Source organism: Dyadobacter sp. CY345, assembly GCF_021502725.1.
In the GTDB taxonomy this organism is placed as follows: Bacteria; Bacteroidota; Bacteroidia; order Cytophagales; family Spirosomataceae; genus Dyadobacter.
Genome location: NZ_JAKFFS010000008.1, coordinates 136759 through 152561, shown reverse-complemented (window position 1 = coordinate 152561; position 15803 = coordinate 136759). Strand labels below are relative to the sequence as shown.

12 protein-coding genes are annotated in these 15803 nt (G+C 42.0%); 3 read left to right on the top strand and 9 right to left on the bottom strand.

Annotated features, from left to right (window positions below; all coding sequences use genetic code 11):
• Nucleotides 1-376: 376 nt before the first annotated feature.
• Nucleotides 377-2182, top strand: a complete 1806-nt coding sequence (locus L0657_RS27400) for a glycoside hydrolase family 15 protein (RefSeq protein WP_235154058.1) — start codon at nt 377-379, stop codon at nt 2180-2182.
• A gap of 96 nt (nt 2183-2278) precedes the next feature.
• Here L0657_RS27400 and L0657_RS27395 read toward each other — a convergent pair whose 3' ends face one another.
• The 5 genes from L0657_RS27395 to L0657_RS27375 form a co-directional block, all read right to left on the bottom strand.
• Nucleotides 2279-3136, bottom strand: a complete 858-nt coding sequence (locus L0657_RS27395; protein WP_235154057.1) for a hypothetical protein — start codon at nt 3134-3136, stop codon at nt 2279-2281.
• 112 nt (nt 3137-3248) lie between these two features.
• Nucleotides 3249-3980, bottom strand: coding sequence for a pseudouridine synthase (locus L0657_RS27390; protein WP_235154056.1), 732 nt, complete (start codon nt 3978-3980; stop codon nt 3249-3251).
• Between the two features lie 6 nt (nt 3981-3986).
• Nucleotides 3987-4718, bottom strand: coding sequence for a class I SAM-dependent methyltransferase (locus L0657_RS27385; protein WP_235154055.1), 732 nt, complete (start codon nt 4716-4718; stop codon nt 3987-3989).
• 130 nt (nt 4719-4848) lie between these two features.
• A complete protein-coding gene (locus L0657_RS27380) occupies nt 4849-5571 on the bottom strand; it encodes a DUF1361 domain-containing protein (RefSeq protein ID WP_235154054.1) in 723 nt (240 codons plus the stop codon).
• A 183-nt stretch (nt 5572-5754) separates the two neighbouring features.
• Entirely contained in the window at nt 5755-6978 is a 1224-nt protein-coding gene (locus L0657_RS27375; protein WP_310588309.1) for a DEAD/DEAH box helicase, read from the bottom strand.
• A 735-nt stretch (nt 6979-7713) separates the two neighbouring features.
• Here L0657_RS27375 and L0657_RS27370 point away from each other — a divergent pair.
• On the top strand, nt 7714-8910 hold the full coding sequence (locus tag L0657_RS27370) for a BamA/TamA family outer membrane protein (RefSeq protein WP_235154053.1): 1197 nt from the start codon (nt 7714-7716) through the stop codon (nt 8908-8910).
• 101 nt (nt 8911-9011) lie between these two features.
• Here L0657_RS27370 and L0657_RS27365 read toward each other — a convergent pair whose 3' ends face one another.
• The 3 genes from L0657_RS27365 to L0657_RS27355 form a co-directional block, all read right to left on the bottom strand.
• Nucleotides 9012-9578 (bottom strand): hypothetical protein, encoded by a 567-nt coding sequence (locus tag L0657_RS27365; RefSeq protein WP_235154052.1) that lies wholly within the window; start codon nt 9576-9578, stop codon nt 9012-9014.
• Nucleotides 9579-9721: 143 nt separating this feature from the next.
• The gene (locus L0657_RS27360) at nt 9722-10105 is read right to left on the bottom strand and encodes a DUF779 domain-containing protein (protein WP_235154051.1); all 384 of its coding nucleotides are present in this window, start codon (nt 10103-10105) and stop codon (nt 9722-9724) included.
• 98 nt (nt 10106-10203) lie between these two features.
• Nucleotides 10204-11745 carry an aldehyde dehydrogenase family protein gene (locus tag L0657_RS27355; protein WP_235154050.1) on the bottom strand — a complete coding sequence of 514 codons (1542 nt, stop codon included), beginning with the start codon at nt 11743-11745 and terminating at the stop codon, nt 10204-10206.
• A 221-nt stretch (nt 11746-11966) separates the two neighbouring features.
• Between L0657_RS27355 and L0657_RS27350 the strand changes: the two genes are divergently transcribed.
• Entirely contained in the window at nt 11967-12899 is a 933-nt protein-coding gene (locus L0657_RS27350) for an AraC family transcriptional regulator (protein WP_235154049.1), read from the top strand.
• A gap of 44 nt (nt 12900-12943) precedes the next feature.
• Here the strand turns inward: L0657_RS27350 and L0657_RS27345 are convergent, their stop codons facing one another.
• A complete protein-coding gene (locus L0657_RS27345; protein ID WP_235154048.1) occupies nt 12944-15730 on the bottom strand; it encodes a DUF6797 domain-containing protein in 2787 nt (928 codons plus the stop codon).
• Nucleotides 15731-15803 lie beyond the last annotated feature (73 nt).

Below are 15803 nucleotides of genomic sequence, written 5' to 3'. Positions count from 1 at the left end.
TATGCGGCTGACTCCAAAGATTCGGGATCTGACTGACGCAATATTTATGGTCATCCATTGATTTTTTCCCCGAAACGCTCTTTTTCAAAATCGATACTAACTCCTGATTTAAGTGGCGAATGCCAACCAAACTTGTGGTGATATCGCTAGCGCGATTGTAATTAAATTTAACACTGTTAGGTAAATATTATAATCTTTTGAACTACAACACAATACCTTCCGATCGATACTAATCGCCGGATAAAGGCCATTCTAATTTTCCATTTTACCTTTATCTATTTGCAGAAACCCTAACCCAGGCGCTACCACCATCCCTCATTTCTGGCCTGATTATTTAAAAGTGATTTGTACCTCAAAACTTAGATAAAATATTTGGATGCAACATACTAACAACAATTATAAACCCATTGAGAACTATGGATTGATTGGTAATATGAAAACGGTCGCACTTGTTTCATTAGAAGGTTCCATAGACTTCATGTGTTATCCCGATTTCGACTCTCCATCAGTTTTCGCAAAATTACTCGATCACAAAAAAGGAGGGAGTTTTTCTATCACGCCACAGATCAAGGATTTTAATACCAAACAACTTTATCTTCCAGGCACTGCGGTTTTGCTTACCCGTTTTTTTTCCGAAGAAGGAATTGCTGAGCTTACCGATTACATGCCGGTAACAACACGAGATGGCGTCAAAACCAATACGATTGTCAGAATGATAAAGACCGTTCGCGGATCTATCAAGTACCGGGTAAAGTGCAATCCTGCTTTCGGTTATGCCAAGGCCAAGCACAAGACTGAGCTCAAAAAGAATGAACTCAGATTTACCACGGACGAGGAGGAGCCGACGATCATGCGTTTAATTGCGGATATCCCTTTGCAGATTCTGGACAATACCGGGTACGCCGAATTTACACTCGATCAATCAGAAACTGCATTTATCGTCATGGAATGCGGTCAGGACAAAAAGCCAAACTCGATTGATTTTTACAAAGATCATACATACGAACAGACAATAAATTTCTGGCGCGACTGGACGAAAAAATCCACATACAAAGGTCGTTGGAGCGAAGCAATTAATCGTTCTGCCATTACATTGAAACTGCTTACTTCTTTGGAACAAGGCTCTATGGTGGCCGCCCCCACGTTCAGCCTGCCGGAGACATTAGGTGAAGGACGAAACTGGGATTATCGCTACACCTGGATACGCGATGCGGCTTTCACGATGTACGCATTTTTGCGCCTCGGATATACCGATGAGGCGACGGCTTTTTTGAAATGGATACACGCGCGAGCAAGCGAAGACAAGCTTTATTTGATGTACACGATCAACGGTAAACATGATCTGGCAGAAAAAGAACTTGAACATTTTGAGGGATATAAAAAATCCCTGCCTGTCCGAATCGGAAATGCAGCCCAGGATCAATTGCAGATAGACATCTACGGCGAATTAATTGATACTATTTACATTTACAACAAACAGCATTCGGCAATTACTTATGAATTCTGGGAAACAATCGTTACTCAGATAGACCAGGTAATCAAGCACTGGCAGAAGCCGGACCATGGTATCTGGGAAATCAGAAATCTTGAAAAGGAATTTTTACATAGCAGGCTGATGTGCTGGGTGGCAATGGACAGGGCAATAAAAATTGCAAAAAGCCGGTCATTTCCATTTCCAAAAGGAAAGTGGGAAAAGGTTCGGGACGAGATCTATCTGGACATATATCATAATTTCTGGAACGAAGAAATGGGTGCCTGGGTCCAGTACAAAGGAGCTGAGGAGGTGGACGCTAGTGTCTTACTGATGTCCCTTATGCATTTTATATCACCCCACGAGCCCAGATGGCTTTCAACGATGAAGGTTGTTGAGCGTGATCTAGGACTTGACGTTTTGTTATACAGATACCGTAACGGCCCGGACGCATTTGATGGATTGCAGGGTGAAGAAGGCACTTTTAACATGTGCTCGTTCTGGTTTATTGAATCGCTGGCGAAAAGCGGCGAAGTTACCAGAGCTTTGGATAGTTTTGAAAAAATGAACGGTTATGCAAATCATCTGGGTCTATTCGCTGAACAAATAAGCCATAAGGCCGAACATCTGGGCAATTTCCCACAAGCCTTCACCCATCTAGCGCTCATTAGTGCGGCGCTGGAACTTGACAAGCAGCTGGACAGGTTGTAGCGCAGTTATAATCATAAACAAATTGGCTCAAAACGAAATCGTTTTGAGCCAATTTGATTATACGGATTTCCAGGTAAATCGTATACTTTTTAAAATTCATTCTGGTGCCGCAGCCGTTGTTTTTTGGACAATCGGCCAAACGCCTGGTGTTGGAACGCTAACACCTTTTGTCAATCCGCGAGTCGCGTTATCAGGTCCGAAATAGTATAGCGGCCATCCTTTATACGTTACTTGTTTTTTCCCAAAAACATCGATGGTTGAAAATTGCGATTTGTCCAGAGTTGAAGGAAAATCTTTTAAATCCGAAACCCAAATGGGCCAGGTGGCATCATTACTGAAATCAGATTTGGTGTAGTTATTTTTGTTCTTTTTGTCTTTGTTGAAGGCGTAAAGTGTGCGCCCATTCGCATCCACAAAGTACTGTGTATCTGCAATTCCTTCTGTGTAATCGGCTTTATAATTTTTGCCATCATTTCCTACGAGCTGCGTATTGGCAAGCATTAGAGAATACGATTTTTTCGCCACAACCCAGACGTTATTTACATTTTCACCTTTTACGTCTCCTGCCACTGCATCCGACGCAAAATAGTATAATGGCCAGCCTTTGAATGTAACTTGTGATTTTCCATCTGCACGTGTAATAGACGCAAAGTCACTGGCTACTAAACCAGTATCCAGTCGCGGCGACGCCACTGTAAAAATCGGCCAGGCATCAAGGCATCCTCCCGTACAGGTGGAAGTTCCATTCGCATCTTTGGTAAAAAAATAGAGCGTTCGACCTTTTTGATCGGTAAGGACATTCCCAAGCGAAGTTGATTTTTGCGAAATATCAAACGTCGGTGTTGGCGGAACTACTACTGGCGTAGCATCGTCATCGTCGGAGCTGCATGACCAGCCGGCTACGGCCAGACATCCCATCACGAAGATGGAATTAAACAAATTTTTTGCTTTCATCTTTAATTTATTAGGGGTAAGTATTAGTTACAATAGCATATACGAGCCGTGGTTTCGGCTGGTTGCGTGGCTATAAAAACTAATTATCCTGACACTCCCTGAAAGCTAAAACCTATACCGCTGTAAATTGAAGCGTTTGTAACATCCGTTGAAATTCAGGCTGATATTCGGCTTGGAGGGAGATTTCCTTTTGGGTTAAAGGATCTAAGAAACTTAACTCGGTTGCATGCAAAAGCATCGAGTTCATACCGAATTTTTCAAGAAAAAATTTATTTTGCTTGTTGCAGCCGTGCGGACGATCACCAATAATGGGGTGAAAAATATGGGCCATGTGCTTCCTTAGCTGGTGCATCCGGCCCGTAGTTGGTGTAAGTTCTACAAGGGAATATCTCGACGTAGAATGTTTTCCAAAAGCCAAATTCAGCTCTACTTTTTTTATGGTTTTAAAAGAAGTAAAAGCTTCCTGAACCACACCATCATCACGTTTTAGCGGATAGTCAATTTCCATTTCGTCGGGTGTAAAACCGCGAACGATCGCGTGGTAATGTTTTTTGACTTTTCCGTCTGAAAACTGTTTTTGCATCCGGCTATTCATTTCGTCGTTCAAGGCAAAAAGAAGCACACCCGACGTTTTCCGATCCAGCCGGTGCACGGGATACACGCGTTGCCCAATCTGATCGCGGAGGATCTGAACAGCAAATTCGGATGTGTCAGCGGCAATATGCGAGCGATGCACCAGCAGCCCATGCGGCTTATTAATTGCTACCAGATTTTCATCCTGAAAAATTATTTCCAGAGACAATACCGGATCTGATATCGGAGATACTGATTCGTTTTTCAACATTTTTATTTAAAATATCGAAAGATCTTTGTCTGTTTTCGAAGTCAGCACGACATAAGCGCTTGGCTTGATACCCAAGAGAAAGGGAAACATTCTTATAAAAAACATTTTCAATTTTGTCAGATAAAAACCGGTCTTATTATGTTCATACAGCGGTTTTAATACATCGTCTGAAAAGAGATAACACTTGTCCTTAACAACCTCAAAATTTTCTGATTTCAGCAAAAAACGAAATAAGCCCGGTGTATAGATATTAATGTGTCCGTAAGCGAGAAAGTGCTGTAGTTTCTTGTCGACGTAAAAAGAAAAATCGATCGGTACTTCAAAAATCTGGTTTTTTGAAACCCGTTTGATTTCACGCAAAAGTATCCGCTCGTGTTCTACATGTTCCATTACGTGCGAACAGATTACAAGATCAAAGTGATTATCGGGAAAAGGAATTTTGTATCCGTCAAACAAAAGAATGTTTTTAAGATTTTCAATTTTTTTAGCCTTGATCAGTTCAATACCACTTTCGGAAATTTCCACACAATTTAAATCTTTCGAGAAATTCCATTTCGACAGCCAGGACAGTATACTTCCTTCGCCAGCTCCTACTTCCAGTACGTTGTTGAATGTGATATTTTTAGCAAGTTCTATGATATTTTGCGCTTTATATTTTGCGCCCATATTTCTCCACGCCACCGATTTTTCATCATATTGGCTTGAATAAGAATCTTTTACTTTTTCTGATACATTCATTCTATCAACGCAGGTTTGTAGACTTTGGAGTCCGGTATTATTTGAGCTGCAAATTAAGGGATAAAAATGGCAAGTTTTTGTGCCTCCAAATCAATTAAAACACTTAAAACTTAATCGCGAAACGAAGTTTTCAGGCTTCTTTTTTTCCATAACGAACCCTGAACCTAATGATCGCCCACAATACCAAATAAAGCATACCGAGAAGAAGACCAATTTCAAGACTGATGACAAGTGCCGTCCTGTCGAGCATACTATTCAAAAGATGTTCAAGAATTAATCTGGGATCATGAATAATATCCCAGCTGTTCATTCTTCTGATACGCCCAAGATACACACCGAATCCTGCCAAGGGAAGACTTGCCAATAAAAAAGTCGTACTCACCTTTTTAGAAAATACACGCCGCCATGTCTGGTGGATCCAGTATAATGATACTAGTCCATTGAACAAACTGACTTCTGCATAACAAAAAAGCATAATCGTATCATGCCAGGTAAGATCCCGCTGATAATCGACGCTTAAATGTGCAAGATCCGTAATCATGTACGGAGCATTTGGAAAAAAAGCAAGCCAAAAAAGACTTACGAATATTACCAGAACCGGCAACCGGCCGAAACGTTTGGTAATATTATTGATAAAAAAGGCGGCAATCAGAGGAATCCAGCTTAAAAAAAGATTCCAGTCCATCGAAAAATCTACCGGCGCATTGAAAAGAATTCTTACCAAATGAAAGAATACTGCGACCAGGCTCAAAACCAGAAGTAACAAGAGCGGATAAAGTCCCTCCATTGAAACAACGGGAGGCTCGGCTATGCTAAAACGATAATTTTTCCACCATTGAAGTATACGTTCCAAGTGTTTTTAATTTAAATATTCATAACGTCCAGAACAGACAAACGGGTAAAGTAATGTTTGGACCAGTCCAAAAAATTATACCACTTCTGCCCCCTGGACGCTCCCCAGGCAATTAAATTTGTTGAACTTTCATTAAGCATGTAACCGCTTTTAACTATCGTTCAGGCCGCAAGATAAGCCCAATTAGGTTTGCAACGGACTTTTTTCATCTTTCTTTTGCTTCGGCCTTCTTTTCTTGGATGCTTCTCCCTGATTTTTACGAGGACCATTCGTTCCCTTCCCGCGCGGTGCCGAATTCCGGTATTTGCCTGGATCAAACTTAGGAGCTTCACCCAGTCCAAGGTCTTGCGTTATCGCCTGTTTTTCAACTTCTTTCTCGAAAAGACGTTCTATTTTAAGCACATATTTTTGATCCTGTTCATTGATAAACGTAATGGCCGTTCCCTTGGATTCCGCCCGGGCAGTGCGCCCGATACGGTGTACATAATCCTCCGGATCACGCGGCACATCATAGTTGACAACATGACTTAAATTATCAATATCAATTCCTCTCGACAAAACATCCGTCGCCACCAAAACAGGAAATGCTCTGTTTTTAAAGTCACGCAGTACAATTTCTCTATCTGCCTGATCAGAATCTGATGAAATCCCTCTCGCATCAAGCCCTAGTTTTTTTAACGCACGCACAATTGGCTCCACCGTTGATTTTCTGGATGTGAACAAAACCATACTGGTATTGTTTACCTGACTTAAAAGATGCACCAGCAACGGAAGTTTTTGTTCGTCCGTAGTCATATAAAACTGCTGGTCAATTCTTTCCGCGGGCCTAGATACTGCCAGCCGAACTTCTTCAGGTTTTTGTAAAATCCGCTTTGCCAGCTCGCCAATTTTTGGAGGCATCGTCGCAGAAAACATCAATGTCTGACGTTTTGCAGGCAAGAAGCTCATTATCTTTAATATATCACTTAAAAAACCCATGTCCAACATCCTGTCAGCCTCATCGAGCACCAGATGGCGGATCGATCCAAAACTAACATAACCAAGTTGCAAATGGGCGATAAGCCTTCCAGGTGTAGCAATAATAATATCTGCCCCTTGCGTTAAAGCACGTTTCTGCTGATCCCACTCGGGCCCTTTATTTCCGCCGTAAACCGCGATACTCGTGGCGCCGACAAAATATCCTAGCCCCTGAATTTGCTGATCGATCTGCTGTGCAAGCTCACGTGTAGGAACGAGGATCAGTGCCCCGATCTGTCCGGTTGGCGTTGTTGCAATTTTATCCAAAATGGGGATCAGATATGCAGCTGTTTTTCCAGTACCCGTTTGGGCGCAAGCCAAAAGATCTTTTCCCTGAAGAATGTAAGGAATTGCTTGCTCCTGAATGGGTGTTGCTTGTTGATAGTTCATAGAATCCACGGCGTTTAGCACGTCTTCGTGGAGTTCAAATTCGTTAAAATTCAAAGTTCAGCTTTTTAAGTTCAAACTCTCGCGAGGTATTTTTATTCCCCTATCTGTCTGAGAATGAACAGTTAGTTAATAAGAAGCTGACTTCGATTTCACCAGTCAGCAATCCGCTTGATTCCTTGCAAAGGTACGCAAATAAGTTAAAAGTAGTATATCCCTGCAATTTCTTAACAATCAACTGCTTGAATGGCGCATCGGATAAATGCCATAGGTTAATTAAAGATTCATTGCAATGCATATAGGGAAACGAAGCGCAAGTATGGGGATTTGCGGAAATTTGTGACTTTGTCTCGAAATATAATTTAAAATCTATCCGGGAATAGCACTCCTATAAACGAAATCAGTTTAAGTAGCGCTAAAAGGGAAATTTTATTTGACAAATAAGGATGCGACCTATTGATACTGAACAAATTTAACCAGCTCTGCGTTCTCTGGAATGTTTGAGACGGCTTACCGTTTCTTTTGCTTGAAACGCGATAAATGCGGGATATGAGGCTCAATTTACCCTCAGCCTTCTTCAGAGGTTGAAAAAATTACTGATTTAGGAACAAGTTGATTTTACAGAAAGTTAAAATATTACAATCAGATTATTTAGTATTGAACACGACGATCAGAATTTCGGTAAATAGCGGATACCGAAATAATACCTTATTTATCACATGCTTCATAGTTCTGGCAATGCTTCCTCGTTTGTTACATGCGCAAAGTCCAACCAACGTTCTGGAAAGAGATTCAACGGTCAGAGGAGATACCAGCAAACTGATGGACTTGATAGATGTCGGTAAAAAACTTTTCAATATTAAGCGTCCGAAAGCTCCTGATAGCACGGGGAGAACGATTTATTTTTCTGTACTGCCCTTTTCCACCCAGGTTCCCGGCGGCGGAACTGCGATTGTGACATCCACCACGGCAGGTTTTTATTTAGGGGACAGAAAAGATACGTACATGTCCCGGGTAACGTTTACCCCTTATTGGAATTTCAAAAAACGCTTTGGTCTCCCCATCCGGTCTTACATTTGGTTGAAACAGAATAAGTGGGTAATCAGCGGTGATACCCGGATGATGGTGTATCCACAGTATACCTGGGGACTTGGCAGGCAGTATGGCGAAGACGAAAAATTACTGGTAAACTATTCGTATTTGAGATTATACCAAACTGCCTTTAAACGAATATCCCATGGTTTTTTTGCCGGTGTCGGTTATCATATTGATTATCGTGTAAACGTACGAACGCAGAATGGGGATCCTCTTTTGCAAGAATATACAGGATATGATTATGGCACATCACAGTCCCTAAACAGCTTTTCTTCCGGTTACAGCTTTAATCTACTTTTTGATACACGTAATAATTCGCTGAATCCATGGGATGGATATTATACGAGCATACAGTACCGCGTTAATCCGACATGGCTGGGAAATGATAATTCGTGGAAATCAGTTTACGTTGATTTTAGAAAATATATCCGGTTTAATCCAAGTCTGGAGAAGCAGAATATGCTGGCTTTATGGGGTTATCTATGGAAAGTTTTTGATAAAAAAATACCTTATCTCGATCTTCCAAGTATTGGATGGGAAGATTATAACCGCTCCGGCCGTGGCTTCGATCAAAATCGATATCGTGGCAGAAACCTGCTTTATATTGAGGCAGAATATCGAAGGGATATTACCAGCAATGGATTTCTGGGTTTTGTAGTGTTTGCCAACTTCAATACAGTCTGCGGTCCGAAAAGTACATTTCTGATTAACTGGAACCCTGGTGCGGGGGCAGGTCTTCGTATCAAAATGAATAAACGATCTGGGACAAACATCGCTTTGAACTATGGATTCAGCAAAGATTATTCCGGAATCAAACTCACGCTGGGTGAAGTATTTTAAGAAAAACTTTTTATAATAAATCTTTAATTTCCGTCCAGGTAAAAAGAGCCTTAAAAATAAATGGCATCAGGAGTTGATCCTGATGCCATTTCCTGATAAGATTATTTTGGATTACTTGTTTTAAATGCTTCTCCTTTATAATTACCAGTTTTACCAGTCTTATTTTTCCTGTTTTTTTTGCCGGCCCCACTTCCCTCTTTTACTGCCGTATCAGGCTCGGTCCGTGTAACGGCACCTTTTTGATCATTGGCGATTTGTTGAGCTGCCATACCTTTTGCAGCAGCTGCCTCACTCGCCGGCGTTGCCTGGGTAGCACCCTGACCTGCATTTCCTATACTTCCGGTATTTCCAGCGGTTCCTGTATTTCCGCCAGTTCCTGCACTTCCGGAATTTCCTGTATTTTCAGCAGTTCCTGTACTTCCACTTGGAGCTGTCCCGGATGTAGGATTTGGCCTGGCCGAAGAACCATCTGCTTTCCCGGCTGAACTATCCGGCTTAGTGCCTTTTGCCGTACTTGTCGTTGTTGAAGTAGCACCCGCTGCGCTGGCATTTTTAGTCGTATCCGTAGAACTCTGGTTTGGATTCGTTGATGAAGTTGTGCTTTGGGCAAAGGCGCCAGCAGACAAAGTCAACATGAAGATTCCTATATTAATGACTGTCTTTTTCATGATTCAAATCTTTACGGTTGTTTATTTTGATGAATTGCTGGTAACTCATAAAGAACTGTTCCAGAAGTGAATCGATACAAAAATTATCAAAAAAATAAGCATGGGAAAGTCGCCCATGCTTATTTTTATCCGCAAAAATCTATTTAGTCGGCCTGAATACCTGAACCAACCTCAACAAGATTACCTGCCTCTTCGTGACTAAACATTCTGGATCTGGTAATAAAACGAACGCCCATCGGTATTTCAAGAGAAAAACTCGAACCTCTGCCTGGTGTTACGTCAATGGTAAGCTGTGTATGCTGCCAGTACTCAAATTGATCGCGGCTCATAAAAAACGCACAACCGGAAATTTCACCCAGAAATACATCGCTCTCCCCCGTTTTGAATTCGCCCTTTTCAAAACACATCGGCTGTGAACCGTCACAGCAGCCTCCGCTTTGATGAAACATTAGTTCGCCAAAACGACCTTTGAGTTCAGTTACTACATTTTCAGCTTCCGGCGTGATCAGAACACGAGGTGTTTTCATATTTCAGACAAGTTAATTTTGTTGACGAAATGTAAGAGCTTAAAAAATTGGAATGCACGAATCCCTCCGTGCATTCCCTACAAAAAACGAAATCCCTATTAGAAAAAACCAAGTTTGTTACGATCGTATGAGATAAGCATATTTTTAGTCTGGCGGTAATAACCAAGCATCATCTTATGGTTTTCACGTCCGAAACCAGACTTTTTATATCCCCCAAATGGTGCATGTGCAGGGTAAGCATGGTAATTATTTACCCAAACCCTACCCGCCTGGATGGCACGCGGCACCTGGTATATTTCATGCGCATCACGAGTCCAGACGCCAGCTCCCAGTCCGTAAAGTGTATCGTTAGCAATTTCGATTGCTTCTTCAACTGTTTTAAAAGTTGTCACACAAGCAACCGGACCAAAGATTTCCTCCTGAAAAATCCGCATTTTGTTGTGGCCTTTAAACAGCGTCGGTTTGATATAATAACCTCCTGATATACCATTTTCAAATTTATTCGCCTCTCCTCCACAAAGAACTTCGGCGCCTTCTTCCTTCCCTATTTTTAAGTAGGAAAGAATTTTTTCATACTGGTCATTAGAAGCCTGGGCGCCCATCATCGTGGTTCCGTCCAACGGATGCCCCAGTTTGATGGCTTTGGTACGTTCGACCACACGGCTCATAAACTTGTCATATATACTTTCCTGAACCAGAATTCTGGAAGGGCAGGTACACACTTCACCCTGGTTCAAAGCAAACATAACCGCTCCTTCCACGGCCTTATCAAAAAAGGCATCATCCTGATCAGCAACAGACTCGAAGAAAATATTGGGAGATTTACCGCCAAGCTCCATCGTAACGGGAATCAGATTCTCGGAAGCATATTGCATGATTAAACGGCCCGTTGTTGTCTCGCCGGTAAATGCGACTTTGGCGACTCTCGGCGAAGTTGCCAGAGGTTTTCCGGCCTCAGGGCCAAATCCGGTCACAATATTCAAAACACCAGCAGGAAGCAGATCACCGATCAGTTCCATTAAACACATTATTGACGTTGGAGTTTGTTCTGCTGGTTTCACGACCACGCAACAACCAGACGCGAGCGCAGGTGCTATTTTCCAGGTTGCCATTAAAAGTGGAAAATTCCACGGAATAATCTGTGCCACCACGCCAAGCGGTTCATGAAGATTTATCGACACTGTATTTTCGTCGTGCTCTGAAATTCCTCCTTCTTCTGCACGGATCACGCCGGCAAAATATCGGAAATGGTCCACGCACAACGGAAGATCTGCCGCTCTGGTTTCACGTATGGCTTTTCCGTTGTCAATGGCTTCCACAACTGCCAGATATTCAAGATTATCTTCGATTACCTGGGCAATTTTCAGCATGATATTGCTTCGATAAGTAGCGGCGGATTTACCCCAGGTTTTAAAAGCTTCGTGGGCTGCATCTAACGCGAGTTCCACGTCTTCTTTTCCTGAACGCGCAGCTTTGGTGAACACTTTACCATCGATCGGTGAAAGATTATCAAAATATTCACCCTTTACCGGCGCGACAAATTTGCCACCAATATAATTTTCGTATTGCGCCTTAAATACAGGTCGTTTGGCTAAGGTTGAACTAACATCTGATTTGTTTTCTACTTCCAGCGTATCCATAGATGTATCAATTTTAATTCGTGAATGACTGATACAAACTTAGTGTTGATTGCAATTTCAGACTGGAACTATTGTTTCAAATAATAGGATAATAATCTCAAAAAAAATAAAATTTCTTTTATATTTATATTTGATTGTAGCGCGTTAGCTTATAAATCAAACGATGACAATTTCACTGCCTTTCTGAATTTTAATAATTCTCTACATCGCTCCAAAAAAATATGGCATCCGGATTTAAGTTAAACCAAATCGCGATCTCTCCTCAAAAATCAATGAAAACGTTGGTGGAAAACCGTCGTGCTTTCACCCTTCAAAACTGTGAATTAAACGTTTTTGAAACTTTGCAGGAATCTGCACTTGTACCGCTTTCCTTTTCGGATTTTGTGGTGACCAGTATGCTGAGAGGAAAAAAGGTAATGCATTTGTTTGACCAGCCCGGATTTGACTATATGCCGGGCGAGACTGTTCTTGTTCCGGCAAACGTGACTATGAAAATTGACTTTCCGGAAGCAACGGAAACAAACCCGACACAGTGCATTGCCCTCGCGCTTGACCATGCAAAAATCCAGCAGATTGTTGACAGGCTAAACGAGCAATATCCGCGGGAAGGTCAGGATCAATTCTGGCAGTTGCAGCACAATCAGTATCATTTTTTAAATAATCTGGATCTGGCACAAAGCATCAACAAACTGATTCACATCTGTTCTGGAAATTCATTGGGAAAAGATATCCTGGCCGATCTCACACTCCAGGAGCTCGTAGTCCACATCATCCAGACCCAAAATCTTAATGCTGTGCAGGATGATTCATTTAACCAGCATGACAATCCGCTAGCCTATATCATCCATTACATCAGGACCAATATCGGGGAGAAAATTCAAGTTGAAGATTTGAGCGAGAAAGCATGCATGAGTCGAGCTTCGTTTTACCGCGCGTTCAAACGCGAATTTAATATCAGCCCGGTAGAGTTTATTTTAAAAGAAAAAATCAAAAAAGCGAAAACGCTCTTAACCGAGTCGAGAGCAACAATTTCTGACGTCTGTTACCAACTCGGTTTTTCTGATCTAAATTATTTTGGAAGACAATTCAAAAAATCAGAAGGGATTTCTCCCTCCCAATACCGCCATGTCAGCGGTAACCTGGACGATAAATGACATTGTGGTCAAAGTTGTTTCTTTCGAAATATTGTTGAAAAAAATTATTTTTTAAGTGATTTTATATACAAGGTCACAGACGCGATATCTGTCTCAGAAAGTATTCCTACAAACGAAGGCATTTCTTCATTATATCCTTTCACAATTTTAGCAGAAGGCGTCAGAATGGACTCCCGTATGTAATTTTCATCGGCAATAGCTGTCGAATTATCTTCAAAACGCCGCTCGGATTTATAAAGATTTTGAAAAGGCGGCCCATACATTCCTTTTGTGACAAGCCCGGCAGAATGGCAGCCAGCGCAAGCCATTTTTTGAAAAATATCTTTACCTTTTTCTGCTGATGCGGCTAGTTCTGTTTCGGGTTTTGATTCGGATTGTACCTTTTTCTTTTCCAACACTGAAAAATCTACTTTTGAAAAATCGCTTTGAGATTTCAATTGAGAAAGATTATTAATCGTAAACCAAAAACGGTCATTGATATTTTTTCCGTCCGCCGCTTTGATTTTGTATGCAACTTCCATCTGCATGACGTCCTGCATATCGGGCACGAGCAGCAGAATTTTTTTTCTGTCAGTTGAAAGATAGGCACCGGCAACTTCCAAAGTCTCTTCGCCTGATGTTCCATCCAGTTTAAAATGACCAGAGCCATATTCCTCAGTACGTTTATAATTCCATCGTTTAACCGCAAAATCCGAAACATTCAACCCTGTGCCGTCAAGTTCAGTATCGAAACCGAGCACGATTCCCTGTTTCGCAGCCTGAAATTGATTGGGTAAATACATCTGTTTGCCAGTATATCGAAGTCGCATCAACGCACTTATTCCGCTTGAACTCGACCCCCAAAGATTAAATCCCGTAATATACAATTGCCCGTCAATCGGATTCATCGCACCCTTGGAAGTTGGTGCAGGATAATCTGCCTGAATAAAACTGATACCGCCCTGTGGTATACTGGCAGCACTATCTATCAGTACCCTGAAAAGACCTGGATGGGCAAACGAAAAATGGATTAAGTCTCCATTCAAAGGACCCATTTTATTTCCTGTAACCCATGCCTGGCTGATACTGGAACGATCAACTCTGTGTGGAATCCAGGTTAATGGCGGCGCAATCGGTGGATTATCTTTGCGATGCGCCGAAGCAGGAACACCATAATAATCTCCTTTTTTAATTAAATAAATCGGCGTCGATGGAACAAAATTACCCTGTTGGTCCGAAGCTGTGAGCGTTCCTTTTTCAGGATGAATACCGATATAAGGACCTCTTAAACCAGTAGCAATTACTTCATAACTACGTCCATCAGGCGAAATTTTCAGGATAGTTCCGTTATGTTTTGAACCGGCCCTAAACCCTTTTGTCACCTGAGAGGTCACTCCCGGCCCATTACTTTGCGTTCCGCCTTTTGCCACATAGAAACTTCCATCGGGCGCGTAGACCATATCAGCAGCCCATTCACGTGACTCAGGCGACTGGGTTACTACATTTGAAAAATTCTCGTAAAAATCCGCTTCCCCGTCTTCATTCAAATCATGGAGGCGAACGATTCCTTCCCGCCCAAAAACGTAAACAGTATCCCTGACCACCTCAATACTTAGCGGTTCATGCAACCCTGACGCAAATCTTTTCCAACGAATACTTTTAAGGTTTTTATCAATTCCGTCAATCATCCAGACATCGCCTTCAAAAGTAACAGCCGTTGCTCTTCCGTTTTTATAAAACGAAATATCAGCAACCCGAACATTTCTTTTCCACGGATTATTTAGCGGAAGCGTCAGTTTGTCGGTTACATAAGCGGCAGTATCCGGTGCCAGCTCGCCCGAAGTTATTACTGCCTGTCCCCAGTGTGACTCGCCACCTTTCCTGAAATCAGGAAGCGTGATATGTTTCTTTTTACATAATTTTTCAAAAGCAGATTTTTTATTGGCCGGACCTTTCCAGACAAGGATTGTCCCCTCGCCCCGTTTATTTGATGGCGCAATACGGACTGTCATGTATTGGTTTTTCGTTACCTCAGGCTGCATATTCAGTGTCGCTTTTCCGAGAACAGCAATCGCGGTAACAGTATCTTTATTCGCTCCTTGATATACGTAAGCAATTTTGCCTTTTACCTCACTTCCAGAAGCATTTGTCACCTCAGCCGCATTCAGGTAAAGTTCTTTTCCTGCATTTTCAATCTGAAATTTTCTGACAAAAACGGTTTGATCTTCAAAACGGATACTTTCAGGCAATTCGTAAACCGAAGCTTTTCCCACACTGTAATTCAGCACCGCTTTCTCGCCGTATACAAAAACGCCATTCCATCTGCCTTTCTCCGCCGGCATTGAGCCCCATTTAATCTCGTTGGCAATTTCGGGTTCTTCTCTCGGGTCAATAAAATCAGGTTTTCCTTCAGACCAACCTGCATATAAACCTGTCGCGATTTTTGGACTTCCCGTTACGGTTGTCACTTTATTATTCTTGTTAAAAAAGTCTTTGTAAGAGATCTGCGCCATTAAAACCATCGGCAGAAATTTCCCGGTCCACCCTACCGACCAGCGTAGTAAATCTGTATCGAAACAGGCGTAGGCACTATCTCCCAATTGCAAGGCAAGTGATCTGGCGGAAATATTGTCTTCGGGAAAATGGGGCCCTAATTTTCTTGCGTCAAGTGAAGTCGAAATAAATGGAAAGTCTGGCTCAACAAAAGGATTCAGAATTAGTGAATCCGGACTTGCGTAGAGCTCCGTTTTCTTGTCTGTATAAGCCGTGAGCATCAAAGCTGAGACCAGAAAACCTGCCAGGAGCATGACGACTCCAATATATTTTTTACTAAAACCCAAAATGCTGAACATACCAAAAACCTTTGAATATTTCTTTCATGGTGAAAAGCCAGCTGTATGTATATAATTACTCACACCACGCTAT

What these genes read in the sequence shown, in the direction of transcription:
- L0657_RS27385 (WP_235154055.1), bottom strand. Translation starts at nt 4,718, where the DNA reads ATGAATGTATCAGAAAAAGTAAAAGATTCTTATTCAAGCCAATATGAT.
- L0657_RS27390 (WP_235154056.1), bottom strand. Translation starts at nt 3,980, where the DNA reads ATGTTGAAAAACGAATCAGTATCTCCGATATCAGATCCGGTATTGTCT.
- L0657_RS27395 (WP_235154057.1), bottom strand. Translation starts at nt 3,136, where the DNA reads ATGAAAGCAAAAAATTTGTTTAATTCCATCTTCGTGATGGGATGTCTG.
- L0657_RS27365 (WP_235154052.1), bottom strand. Translation starts at nt 9,578, where the DNA reads ATGAAAAAGACAGTCATTAATATAGGAATCTTCATGTTGACTTTGTCT.
- L0657_RS27375 (WP_310588309.1), bottom strand. Translation starts at nt 6,978, where the DNA reads ATGAACTATCAACAAGCAACACCCATTCAGGAGCAAGCAATTCCTTAC.
- L0657_RS27345 (WP_235154048.1), bottom strand. Translation starts at nt 15,730, where the DNA reads ATGTTCAGCATTTTGGGTTTTAGTAAAAAATATATTGGAGTCGTCATG.
- L0657_RS27370 (WP_235154053.1), top strand. Translation starts at nt 7,714, where the DNA reads ATGCTTCCTCGTTTGTTACATGCGCAAAGTCCAACCAACGTTCTGGAA.
- L0657_RS27350 (WP_235154049.1), top strand. Translation starts at nt 11,967, where the DNA reads ATGGCATCCGGATTTAAGTTAAACCAAATCGCGATCTCTCCTCAAAAA.
- L0657_RS27360 (WP_235154051.1), bottom strand. Translation starts at nt 10,105, where the DNA reads ATGAAAACACCTCGTGTTCTGATCACGCCGGAAGCTGAAAATGTAGTA.
- L0657_RS27400 (WP_235154058.1), top strand. Translation starts at nt 377, where the DNA reads ATGCAACATACTAACAACAATTATAAACCCATTGAGAACTATGGATTG.
- L0657_RS27355 (WP_235154050.1), bottom strand. Translation starts at nt 11,745, where the DNA reads ATGGATACGCTGGAAGTAGAAAACAAATCAGATGTTAGTTCAACCTTA.